Annotated in this window: 10 protein-coding genes; 5 read left to right on the top strand and 5 right to left on the bottom strand. The window is 46.4% G+C overall.

The window, feature by feature from the left end:
• Positions 1 to 127 precede the first annotated feature (127 nt).
• From MKY97_RS20765 to MKY97_RS20750, 4 genes are read left to right on the top strand one after another with little or no spacing between them, the layout of a single operon-like run.
• Entirely contained in the window at positions 128 to 2,461 is a 2,334-nt protein-coding gene (locus MKY97_RS20765) for an FtsX-like permease family protein (protein WP_342552169.1), read from the top strand.
• 12 nt (positions 2,462 to 2,473) lie between these two features.
• Positions 2,474 to 3,241, top strand: coding sequence for an ABC transporter ATP-binding protein (locus tag MKY97_RS20760; protein WP_342552168.1), 768 nt, complete (start codon positions 2,474 to 2,476; stop codon positions 3,239 to 3,241).
• A gap of 60 nt (positions 3,242 to 3,301) precedes the next feature.
• Complete coding sequence (locus MKY97_RS20755) at positions 3,302 to 3,943, top strand: TetR/AcrR family transcriptional regulator (protein ID WP_342552167.1); 642 nt, start codon at positions 3,302 to 3,304, stop codon at positions 3,941 to 3,943.
• A 31-nt stretch (positions 3,944 to 3,974) separates the two neighbouring features.
• Positions 3,975 to 5,303, top strand: coding sequence for an MFS transporter (locus MKY97_RS20750; protein WP_342552166.1), 1,329 nt, complete (start codon positions 3,975 to 3,977; stop codon positions 5,301 to 5,303).
• A 65-nt stretch (positions 5,304 to 5,368) separates the two neighbouring features.
• Here the strand turns inward: MKY97_RS20750 and MKY97_RS20745 are convergent, their stop codons facing one another.
• The 4 genes from MKY97_RS20745 to nirB form a co-directional block, all read right to left on the bottom strand.
• Complete coding sequence (locus MKY97_RS20745; protein WP_342552165.1) at positions 5,369 to 6,001, bottom strand: YfbR-like 5'-deoxynucleotidase; 633 nt, start codon at positions 5,999 to 6,001, stop codon at positions 5,369 to 5,371.
• A 244-nt stretch (positions 6,002 to 6,245) separates the two neighbouring features.
• Positions 6,246 to 7,031, bottom strand: coding sequence for a formate/nitrite transporter family protein (locus tag MKY97_RS20740; RefSeq protein WP_342552164.1), 786 nt, complete (start codon positions 7,029 to 7,031; stop codon positions 6,246 to 6,248).
• Positions 7,032 to 7,089: 58 nt separating this feature from the next.
• Complete coding sequence (nirD, locus tag MKY97_RS20735) at positions 7,090 to 7,416, bottom strand: nitrite reductase small subunit NirD (RefSeq protein WP_342552163.1); 327 nt, start codon at positions 7,414 to 7,416, stop codon at positions 7,090 to 7,092.
• A 58-nt stretch (positions 7,417 to 7,474) separates the two neighbouring features.
• Positions 7,475 to 9,904, bottom strand: a complete 2,430-nt coding sequence (gene nirB, locus MKY97_RS20730; protein ID WP_342552162.1) for a nitrite reductase large subunit NirB — start codon at positions 9,902 to 9,904, stop codon at positions 7,475 to 7,477.
• Positions 9,905 to 10,185: 281 nt separating this feature from the next.
• Here nirB and MKY97_RS20725 point away from each other — a divergent pair, with 281 nt between their 5' ends.
• Positions 10,186 to 10,893 (top strand): metal-dependent hydrolase, encoded by a 708-nt coding sequence (locus tag MKY97_RS20725; RefSeq protein WP_342552161.1) that lies wholly within the window; start codon positions 10,186 to 10,188, stop codon positions 10,891 to 10,893.
• Positions 10,894 to 11,287: 394 nt separating this feature from the next.
• On the opposite strand, the gene MKY97_RS20720 is transcribed toward MKY97_RS20725, so the two are convergent.
• The gene (locus MKY97_RS20720; RefSeq protein WP_342552160.1) at positions 11,288 to 11,497 is read right to left on the bottom strand and encodes a hypothetical protein; all 210 of its coding nucleotides are present in this window, start codon (positions 11,495 to 11,497) and stop codon (positions 11,288 to 11,290) included.
• Positions 11,498 to 11,538: the final 41 nt, after the last annotated feature.

Genomic DNA, 11,538 nt, shown 5'->3' with positions numbered 1-11,538 from the left:
TGATGCCTGCCTCTTCTCATAACATTGGGTCATGATTTTTTGCCTCTCCCTCAATCTTTATTAGACAAAAAATCGGCGGCTTATGCCAATGAAACAACCAAGTAGATGAGAGGAGCCATGTTCGTTTATGCTGCTGCGAATGCTCAGAAACGATTTAATGAGGAAAAAAGGAATTACTGCAGCACTGTTTATATTTGTACTGCTTGCTGCTTTGTTAGTTTCATCCGGTTCTCGCATGATCATAGAGCTGACAAGTTCCATTCAGTACCTGTTCTTTGAGTCCAAGACACCTCATTTTGTGCAAATGCATGCTGGAGAACTGGATCAGGCCAAGGTGAATACCTGGGCTGAAGGAAATACAATGGTTAAACAGCATCAGATTGTCGAGATGGTTAACATCGATGGAGCTGACATGTACCTCGGCGCTGAATCGGAAAAGAACACGGTTATGGATATTGATCTGGTTACACAAAATCAGCAGTTCGATTATCTACTGAATCTGAACAGTGAGATTATTCAGGTTCGTGACGGTGAGATCGCAGTACCCGTCTATTATTTGCAGCAAAACAAATTAAACATCGGTGATCAGGTTCGGATTAACAATGGAGCGTTTGAACGTTCTTATACCATTGTTGATTTTGTACGTGATGCGCAGATGAATCCGTCCGTTGTGCACTCCAAACGATTTATCGTTAGCCCGGCGGAGCTGCAGCAGTTGAAACAGGGTGTCGGGGAGATGGAGTATCTCATCGAGTTCCGTCTGCATGATCCTTCCAAAACCAGTGAGTTCACGCAAGCCTATCAAAATGCAGGACTGCCTAATGCTGGTCCGGTGGTGACATACGGTTTGTTCCAACTGCTCAATGCGATGACTGACGGAATTATTGCTGCTGTCATTATTTTGGTCAGCCTGGTACTGATTCTGATTGCCATGCTGTGTATTCGTTTTACGATGCTTGCAGCCATTGAGGAGGATTACCGCGAGATCAGCGTGATGAAAGCCATCGGTATTGCCGAGAAAGAGATCAAGCGGCTCTATCTTGCCAAATATGTGTTCATGGCAGGTGTGGCCTGCATATTGGGATATACGGCTTCGCTTGGATTGAACCAGCTCTTCATATCCAATATCATGCTCTATATGGGAAAAGCACCGACTGCTCTGCTGCATTTCGTCGTGCCTCTGCTTGCGGTGGGTTTGATCTTTGCCATGGTTGTCCTGTTCTGCCGCGCAGTGCTGCGTCGTTTTCGTTCGATTTCTGCTGTGGAGGCCCTTCGTACAGGAAGTCTGGGCGATACCCAGATGGCTCGAAACCGGCTAAGATTGTCATATAATCGCTGGTCTTCCGTACCTGTTTTTCTCGGGATCAAAGACGTCATGCAGCGTGTTAAAATGTTCCGTTTATTATTATTCGTGTTCATCATCAGTTCGTTTATGATGATTGTACCGCTTAACTTTTTGAGTACACTGCAGGCTTCAAGTTTCATTTCCTACATGGGTGTGGGGCAAAGTGATATTCGAATCGATCTCAGGCATACAGATGATGTAGAGCAGCGTTATGCACATCTGCTGAACCAGATTAAAAATGACGCAGACGTTCAAAAGTACTCACCTCTCGTAACAAGCCAGTTCAAAATTCGTAATGCAGAGGGCAGCTACGATAATCTGAGCGTGGAAAGTGGAGACTTCAGCATTTTTCCTTTGTCTTACCTAAGTGGAAATGCTCCAGCGAACCATCAGGAGATTGCGCTCTCGGATGCAAACAGCAGTGAACTCAAGCTCAACACGGGTGATCAGTTAACCTTGCGGGTCAGTGGTAAGGATAGGGTGATGACGGTAAGCGGTATCTATCAAGATGTGACGAATGGCGGAAAGACGGCGAAGGCGCTGCTGCCTTATAACCCAGATCGTGTGCTCTGGTACGTCGTCAGTGTGAATCTGAAGGACCGCGAAGTTATGGATGCGAAAATTGCAGCGTATGAGAAAGAATTTTCGCCAGCGCGCGTAACGGATCTTCGAGGATATTTGAATCAAACCCTTGGCGGTACGATACAGCAATTAAAATTGGTGACGACACTTGCGCTGACTATTGGTGTCTTCATATCCATTTTGATTACTTCACTATTTCTGCAGATGATGGTTGCCAAAGATAACCATGATATTGCAGTAATGCGGAGTCTCGGATTTGCTTTATCTAAGATCAAGCTGAAGTATATGGTGATGTCACTCACCATTCTGATTATAGGTGTGGCAGCAGGTACGGTCCTCTCCAATACACTCGGGCCGAAGCTTGTTAGCGGTATTATGTCATCGTTTGGTGCTTCTAAGATTGTGTTTGTCATCAATCCGGTGCAGGCATATGTGCTGTGTCCTTTATTGCTGGCAGGAACGATCACCGTTACGGCCTGGATCAGCATTCAGTCGATTCGGGAAACCAGCATTTCGAAAATGATTGTGGAATAAGGAGGTGCAGCAGTGACAGCGATACTTGAAGCAAGAGATGTGAATAAGTCTGCAGGTGTGGGTGAAAATGAGGAGCAGTATATTTTGAAAAATATCAATCTGCAGCTTGAAAAGGGAGAATTCGTTTCGATTATGGGCCCATCGGGCTCGGGCAAATCGACCCTCCTGTATACCATCAGCGGAATGGATCAGATCAGTACAGGCAGCGTGTATTTCAATGGCAGGCCCATATCAGCATTTCCGGAGAAAGAGCTGGCAAGTCTGCGCTTGACTCAAATGGGTTTTATTTTTCAGCATATCCATCTGCTCAAAAATTTGAATCTGTTCGATAATATCATCCTTTCCGCTTATCTGGCTAAGCACAGCAGTAGAGATGCCATTAATCGACGTGCGATGTCTTTGATGAAAAAAATGGGGATTGACGGGCTGGCCGAGCATAATATCACCCAGGCTTCAGGGGGACAGCTGCAGCGGATCGCAATCTGCCGGGCATTGATCAATAATCCGGATATTATATTCGGAGATGAACCGACCGGAGCACTGAATTCCAAATCTACACACGAGATCATGGATATTCTTGGTGATATCAATGCTTCAGGTACAACAATTTTACTCGTGACGCATGATGTCAAGGTTGCAGCCCGCTCGGAACGAGTGCTGTTTATGATGGACGGACAGTTAGTGGCAGACAAAAGGTTCGGTAAATACGAGAAAGAACGAGAAGATTTAAAAACTAGAGAACATCAGTTAGGACAATGGTTAACAAGTATGGGGTTCTAAACATAAAACATAATGACTAAAATAGACCGACGGTCGGTCGATGAGGGAGAGGCTTCACCTATGAGAGTGATGAAAAATCCAGAGGAACGTAGAAACGAGATTCTAGATGCTGCCGAGATGTTGTTTGTGACCAAGGGCTATACCAAAGCAACCATCATGGACATTCTTAAGGCATGTGACATAGCTAAAGGCACATTTTATTATTATTTTCAGTCCAAAGAAGAAGTGATGCATGCAATCGTCATGCGTTTTATTATGAGCGGTGTAACTGCAGCAAGGCGCATTCTTTCCAATTCGGAACTGAGCGCTCATGAGAAAATTTTTCACATCATTACGGCCCAGAATCAACCTGACGAGCGCAAGCTGGGAGTCATTGAGCAGCTTCACGATGTCCAAAATGTAGAGATGCATCAAAAAAGTCTTGTTGAAACGGTGCTTCAATTAAGTCCTATCCTGGCTGAGGTCGTAGAGCAGGGGATTCAGGAAGGCGTATTTAATACGCCAACACCTAGGGAAAGCATCGAATTTTTGCTGGTGTCCTCACAATTTATTCTGGATCAGGGTATCTTTCAGTGGGAGGAAAAGCAGTTCATGAAGAAAATCGAAGCTTTTGCGGATATCATGGAACGTGTTTTGGGAGCAGCGCCAGGAAGCTTTGCTTATGTTACCCGCTTATATTTCCCATATCAAGATCAAGGTTAGTGAGGAAGAGGACAGAAGGGAGTAACATCCGATGGAAAACAGGGTACAGCATTCATTCCGCAAATTCCTGATCGTTTGGTTTGGTCAGCTGATCTCGATGATCGGAATCGGACTGACCGCATTCTCACTAGGAGTGTATGCTTTCGAAAAAACAAACACGGCAACCAGCGCAGCACTGATTACGTTATTTACGTTTTTGCCTAATATTCTGCTTCGCCCTGTTGGAGGGGTGCTTGCTGACCGGTTTGACCGCCGTACGATGATGATCATCGGGGATCTTGGCTCAGCAGCCGGGCTTGTTTTTATCCTGTCTATTATGCTGGCCGGGGATATTCAATTATGGCATATCTATGTGGGGGTGGCGTTCAGTTCCGTATTCACGGCGCTGCAAAGCCCGGCATATAAAGCATCAGCCACAGACCTGCTGGATAAGGATCAGTTCTCCAAAGGCAGCGGACTGGTGCAGCTGGCGGAATCCTCCAAGTTTTTGTTTTCACCTATTATTGCAGGTATACTGCTCAGCGTTACAACGATTGAAGTTATCATGATCATTAATATCGCAACGTTCCTCATTGCCATTCTGGCCGTGCTGGTTATTCGCAAGAGCATGAAGGTAGAGCGGGAAAACAAGGAAAATCACAGCTGGTTAAGCGATATACAGGAAGGCTGGAGAGAGGTCGTTACGAACAAGGGCGTGCTGCTGCTTGTCATTATTATTTCTCTCGTCACCTTCTATCTCGGGTTTCTGGAGACGCTTATTGGTCCAATGCTGCTGTCGTTTACCGACGCCAAAACGCTGGGGACTTTTCAGTCCGTTAGTGCCATCGGAATGCTGATCAGCAGCTTGTGTATCGGTATTTTTACAGTGACCAAGAAATATGCAAGTGTGTTGACTGCAGGTTTAGTGATGTGTGGTCTGGCTTTCTCGCTGCTGGGTGTATCAACGAATATTTTCTTTATTATCTTTGCGGGTTTTTTGTTCCTGTCATCACTGCCGTTTGTGAATATGAGCGCTGACGTGTTAGTCCGCAACAATATCGCCAACGACAAGCAGGGAAGAGTGTGGGGAATTATCGGTATTTTGTCTCAGCTTGGCTTCGTTATCGCGTACAGCTTGGCTGGATTTTTGGCGGACCACGTGTTTAATCCACTACTGGTGCAGGGGGGCATGCTGGCATCATCTGTAGGCCAAATTATCGGAGTTGGACCAGGCAGAGGCATCGCTTTGCTGTTCATTATTGCAGGCTTGTTTGTTATACTGATCGGTCTCGTAACGTCACGTCTTAAAATGATTAAGTCACTGGAGCAGCAGGGTAACATGACGTCACCACCTGATGTAGGCGGGTTGGCACACGATTAATATGGATCACAGATTGAAACAGCAAAAAGCTCAGTCCATGGATAAAGTCATCCGGTGGGCTGAGCTTATTGCTGCAGGAGGGCTTCTTCGGTTATTTTGCGGATATCAAACGGGGAGCGGATTCCTTCTTCGATAATGTCAGGCAGGATGTGGTTCAGAAAATAACGAACACAGTGGAGATCGATGTTTTTGATCTTGATCAGTGCATAGCGATACATAACGATGAATTCTTTTTCCGTATTGCCGCGCTGCAGTTCTGCGAATGCTTCATACACTTGATCCATTTTGTCAGCAACTTCAAGAATAAGCCCTTCAACAGAGTTATCTTTGCCTTCGCGAAGCTGTCTGCGGAAAATATCCTGAAACTCCGGCGGAATATTCTCACTGATAAAATGAGATACCATGCCTTCTTCCACCTGCTGCAGCATGGAACGAAGCTCTAGCGAATAGTGTTTGACCGGCGTTTTGATATCACCAATGAAAATTTCGCCATAATCATGGCTGCTGGTGATCTCGTATAACTTTTTCCAGTCAATGCTCACGCCCTGCTGCTCTTCAATATCGGCAAGTGTTTTAGCATACTGCACCACTTTCCAGGAATGAGCGGATACACAATGTTCTTCAAATTTGAATTTGCCGGGGGTTCGAATAATACGCTCGAGATCGTTGAGTGACCGGAAGTACGTATGGATTCCCATAGATGTGATCATCCTTTGCAAGTTTGGGTAGTCGATACACCGACTATACTGGTGTTATGTTAACCCGAGATTAAAGATGTATGCGCCCTTTGTTAATTTGTAAAATGAAGATCAAAAAGCCACGAGAAGCTGAAGATGCAGCATTCCCGTGGCAGTGAGAAGAAAGAAGGTATAGGATATTCCAATCCCGCCTCAGCAATCAATGAGTTCGATTGAACGCAGTGGAACTGGACAGAATGTTAGGTTATTTCGCTTTTTTACGTACTGGTGAAGTGTACCAGTAAGCCATACCGACAAACAGGGCGCCGCCAATGATGTTACCAAGTGTGACCGGAATCATGTTGTGGAACCAGCCTGCCAGAGAGATTGTATCCGGGTGATTAGGCAGCAGCCATGCCAGGGACAGAAGGGTCATATTGGCTACGCTGTGCTCATAACCGCTCGCGATAAAGGCATATAGACACCACCAGATGAGAACCAGCTTGGCGATATCCTCTTTGGAACGGGAGGACATCCAGATCGCCAGACAGACGAGCCAGTTACAGAGAATGCCGCGGAAGAAAAGTTCAGTCACTGGAGCTGCCATCTTTTTGGCCGAGACAACGAACAGCAGATGCTCCGGAGTGGCTGCTTTGAACAAACCGCTTCCTACAATCAGCAGGCTGAGCAGGACAGCACCGATCAGGTTGCCGAGAAAGACAAGTCCCCAGTTTTTCAGCGTATCATTCACTGTGGTCCGTCCGGCAAGGGTGCTCATCGTAAAAAACATGTTGTTGCCTGTAAACAGTTCAGACCCGGCAAAGATAACCAGCGTCAGGGCGAGTCCGAAGGACATGCCCATCAGCATCGTCTGCAGCGGCGATTGTGCCGCGAGCAGCGGAGCCCCGATACTAAAGATCAGGATAATACCCAGTCCTACATATGCACCTGCCATCAAGGCCGCGACCATGTATCGCGGCAGGCTGGCATTCATCTGGTCTCTTTTTTTGACGGCTGCTTCAATAATTCCCTCAACACTTGGTGTATACATCACGGTTTCCCCCATTAATCAACATCTATCTCAAATCTATGGATGTTACAGTTTGAATCTATACAGCGATCCAGACCTGACCATGTTCCACTTTGACAGGGTACATCTGTACTTGACCTTGGTCAGGTGCCTGCACTTGGCCTGTCGTCAGATCAATTTTCCAATCATACAGCGGATCATATAGATAGTGTCCTGAGACAATGCCTTCAGCCAGCGGCCCACCCTTAGGGTGGGGGTTATGGTTGTCAGCAGCGAAGATGGTGCCGTCCGATGCACGGAAAACCGCGAGCTGCAGATTTTCAATCTCTACAACTCTGCCGATGCGGGGTAGAAATTCATCTACAGCTCCAGCCGGGAAGTACGTGCCTGTTTGTTGGGTAGTCATCGTAAACCACTCCTTTATCCAAATTTAATTTTATCTACTTTATTGAATCTATTCCTGCTTATGGGCGAGCCGAAACTTCAATGCTGTGGAACATTTTGCTTTGGCCTTCCTCATCACGAATCGCTTTTTGCCATGGCTCTTCCACCTGTTCAAGGGCGAACTCGATCCGCTGCATCAGCGCTTTACGTTCTTCAAGGTTATCGACAACTACCGAACGGATATGCTCCAGTCCCATGCGTTCGACCCATTCGGAAGTACGTTCCAGATAATTACCTGTTTCGCGATAATACTGCATTATGGCTCCGCACAATTCGATCAGCTCATCATCCGTTTTCACTTTACACAGCGAGTCCGCGAGTCTTGCTTTGATACCGCCATTACCCCCGATAAAGATTTCCCAACCGCCGTCGTTGCCGACGATTCCAATATCTTTTGTGCAGGCTTCTGCACAGTTCCGAGGACAGCCGTTCACCGCATATTTGAATTTGGCTGGCAGATCCAGCCGCTCGAATTTGCGTTCGATTCTTGCACCCATCGCCATCGAATCCTGTGTGCCGAAGCGGCAGAATTGGGAACCAACACATGTTTTAACGGTACGAAGCGATTTTGCATAGGCATAACCTGAAGGCATATCGAGTTCAGCCCATACTTTTGTCAGGTCTTCTTTTTTAACACCGATGAGATCCAGACGTTGACCGCCCGTCACTTTAACTGCCTTAATGTCGTATTTGACTGAAACATCAGCGATCCGTTTCAGATCGGCTGGTGTGGTTACCCCGCCGTACATCCGAGGTACAACGGTATAAGTTCCGTCTTTTTGAATGTTTGCGTTCATTCGTTCGTTAACAAACCTGGATTCTTTTTCATCCTCGTGTGTGTCTGGATTGATCATGCCCAGATAGTAGTTGATGGCCGGACGACATTTCGAACATCCCTCAGGCTGGCTCCAGCCAAGTACGTTCATAACCTCTTTGGTCGTCTGCAGTCCTTTTTGTTTAATCTCTGCTACGATTTCATCACGCCCCATAGTGGTGCATCCGCAAATTCCTTGTTTGGTACTGGTGCTGAAGCTGTCTCCAAGCACGTATTGCAAAATCTGTTCCACCACCGGTTTGCATCCTCCGCAAGAGCGGGTTGCACCCGTGCAGGCTTTGATCTCATCAACTGTAGTCAAACCTTGATTGGTAATGACATCAACGATAGCACCTTTGGTTACGCCGTTACATCCGCAGACAATTTCGTCTTCGGGCATCGTTTCAACAGAGGTCGTTTTTTTGTGACCGCCGCAGCCTGTGCCCATGAGTGAACTGTACAATTCTTCTGTCATTTCGGTCTGATTCTTGATCAGTTTTTGCAGTTCAGCGGAGTCCGTAATGTCACCGAAAAGTACAGCACCTACCATTTTGTTGTCTCGAAGCAGAATTTTTTTGTACGTCCGTTTCCAGTCGTCTTTCTGTGAAATCACGGTATGTTCAGTGCTGTCGATGAATTCGCCAGTAGAGAAAACATCCACACCCGAGATTTTCAATTTGGTCGATACAACCGAGCCTTCATACGGAGCAGTTTCGACGCCGCAGATATGTTTCGCAAGAATCATGCCCTGTTCGAAGAGAGGCGCAACAAGCCCGTAACACACACCGCGATGTTCGTTACATTCTCCGACAGAGTAAACGTCTTTCAGCGAGGTCTGCATGTAGTCATCCACAATGATGCCCCGGTTGACTTCGATACCGCTTTCGCGGGCTACAGCTGTATTTGGCTTGATTCCAACAGCCATCACTACGAAATCAACATTCAGCACGGAATCGTCAGCAAAACGAATACCTTCAACCCGTTGGCCGCCGAGCAGTTCAGCAGTTTGTGCTCCCATTTTGAACTTGATTCCCTGGCGTTCCAGTTCGGCTTTCAACATGGCAGAAGCTTGCGGGTCCAACTGGCGTTCCATCAGATCGTCCATCAGGTGAACAACGGTAACATCCATACCCAGCTGCACAAGTCCTTTAGCTGCTTCCAGGCCAAGGAGTCCGCCACCGATGACCGCCGCTTTTTTATATTCTTTTGCAGCTTCGAGCATGACGTTGCAGTCTGCAATGTCACGGAATCCTACAACGCCTTGCTTGTCATGTCCGGGTACAGGAAGGATGAAAGAACTCGAACCCGTTGCAATAATAATTTTGTCGTACGGAGTGCGCTGTCCATCTTCTGTTACAACTTCACGACTTTCTGCATCAATGCGGGCAACCGTTGTTCCTGTGTGAAGAGTAATACCATATTCCTCATACCAGTGAAGATCATTCAGTACGATATCATCAAGCGTTTTGCTGCCTTCCAGTACATACGACAGCATAATCCGATTGTAGTTAGGATAAGGTTCTGTTCCAAAAACCGTAATATCAAAGCGTGAAGTTAATTTTAAAATTTGCTCCACGGTGCTGATCCCGGCCATACCATTGCCGATGACAACTAATCTTTCTTTATTTCCGTTCATGTGTAGCCCTCCCTTGGATAAATACTGCGAGAATACCAACATTTTTAATTTCTTATATTTTATATTTTAAACTATAACACGTATTTCCAGTTAATAAATGTGATTTATTTCACTAATTACGATAGATCATTCATATAAAAATAAGTGTGATGAGCATCACGAATATAAAAAAAATTTTGAGAAATGAGAAATACGAACTATTGTTCTTGTTTTTCTTTCGTTGTATGATCAGATCGGGGTCGGAACTAATCCCTATTTCTTCGAAAGGACGTTTTTGCAACATGATGGGAAGATCCCACCTCATTATCGGTACAGGCGTTTCACTATCCGTTCTGCAGCTGCTCGGAATGCCTGTTACGGCTCCAGCTGTAACGGCTGCCTTGATTGGCTCACTGCTGCCGGATATCGATGAACCCAATTCATTGCTGGTATCCAAAGCGCTGCCTAACAGCCTGATTCGGCTGCTGCAGACGGTTCTTTTGCCTGCGGCTGTATTTGTATATTTTTACGTCCCAGCAAAACCGTGGAATCTGCTTCTCGCCATTCTCATCGGGCTTGTGTCGTTTCTGCCATCGCGATCGCTGCGTAAAGTGCTCATGTTTGCCATCGGGCTGGGCCTTGTTTTTTATGGTCATGCTTTTGCACCGTGGAATTGGATAGCGGGCAGTCTGCTTATGCTGTGTACAACACTGACGCACAGGGGATTGACGCACACGCTGTACGGAACGGCTGTGTGGGCAGGACTGCTGTACAGCACAACGCAGGTGCAGGGTCCGGAAATCTGGGTTGCAGGAGGTTCTGCTTATGCCCTCCATTTAATTGCGGATTCGTTGACGAATCGGGGGATTCGCCCTTTGCCGCCGTTTAAGCTCCGGATCCGGGCAAACCTGATGAGTACAGGGACCAAACATGGAGCGGTCGTAGAGAACGTGTGTGTGGTATTGACACTCATTTTAGCTTGGTTTGCGTTCTCGCCTTTATTTCTGTAGAACAGCAGGAAACGCCAGCCCATTTCATATGGACTGGCGTTCTTCAATCAACAAGTTGTTTTTATCACGCAGGAGAGAGTCAATGGCGACTGCCTCGGAACCGGCTGCTCAATACCCTGTAAGGAGACAAGCAGGATCAAACTTTTGTAGGTGTACCGCTAAGCGTATCGATATCTGTAGAACCAAACACAAATAAAACGACAAGAATAAGTACAATTAACGTCTCGGCAAATCCAACTCCATCAAACTCAGACATCACAGCCACCTCTTTTCTTGCCTGCATTTAGGAATTCATGCGCTGCTGAAAAGCCTGAATCACATCATTCAGGGTCATATCGCCGCCCGTTTCATCCAGGAATTGTACCAGTTTATCTGAATTGGACGGTTGTACCTTTTAAAGTGTTTTATACTGGCCTACTAATTCTACAACTAAGGTAGCTTCTCGAAACAGCGTGACCGCATCCACTCTTAACTTCCCGCTGACCAATAACGCTGCAACAATCAGTTCCAGTTTCTTTCCATTCATATTGCCACCTAGAAGGGTACTCGCAGCATTGGTTTTTCTAGAACCTTTATTTGATTTACCATTCCTTCCTGCTGCCATATAAAGGTCCCCCGCTAATTTATATTTAGTGATTTCATAAC

The sequence above is a fragment of the Paenibacillus sp. FSL R7-0652 genome, assembly GCF_038595045.1.
In the GTDB taxonomy this organism is placed as follows: Bacteria; Bacillota; Bacilli; order Paenibacillales; family Paenibacillaceae; genus Paenibacillus.
This window is presented reverse-complemented; position numbering and strand designations above follow the sequence as displayed.

Bases quoted from the DNA above. Each gene is read 5' to 3' on its own strand.
- MKY97_RS20765 (WP_342552169.1), top strand. From the start codon at position 128: ATGCTGCTGCGAATGCTCAGAAACGATTTAATGAGGAAAAAAGGAATT.
- MKY97_RS20755 (WP_342552167.1), top strand. From the start codon at position 3,302: ATGAGAGTGATGAAAAATCCAGAGGAACGTAGAAACGAGATTCTAGAT.
- MKY97_RS20750 (WP_342552166.1), top strand. From the start codon at position 3,975: ATGGAAAACAGGGTACAGCATTCATTCCGCAAATTCCTGATCGTTTGG.
- MKY97_RS20745 (WP_342552165.1), bottom strand. From the start codon at position 6,001: ATGGGAATCCATACGTACTTCCGGTCACTCAACGATCTCGAGCGTATT.
- MKY97_RS20740 (WP_342552164.1), bottom strand. From the start codon at position 7,031: ATGTATACACCAAGTGTTGAGGGAATTATTGAAGCAGCCGTCAAAAAA.
- nirD (WP_342552163.1), bottom strand. From the start codon at position 7,416: ATGACTACCCAACAAACAGGCACGTACTTCCCGGCTGGAGCTGTAGAT.
- nirB (WP_342552162.1), bottom strand. From the start codon at position 9,904: ATGAACGGAAATAAAGAAAGATTAGTTGTCATCGGCAATGGTATGGCC.
- MKY97_RS20725 (WP_342552161.1), top strand. From the start codon at position 10,186: ATGATGGGAAGATCCCACCTCATTATCGGTACAGGCGTTTCACTATCC.
- MKY97_RS20720 (WP_342552160.1), bottom strand. From the start codon at position 11,497: ATGGCAGCAGGAAGGAATGGTAAATCAAATAAAGGTTCTAGAAAAACC.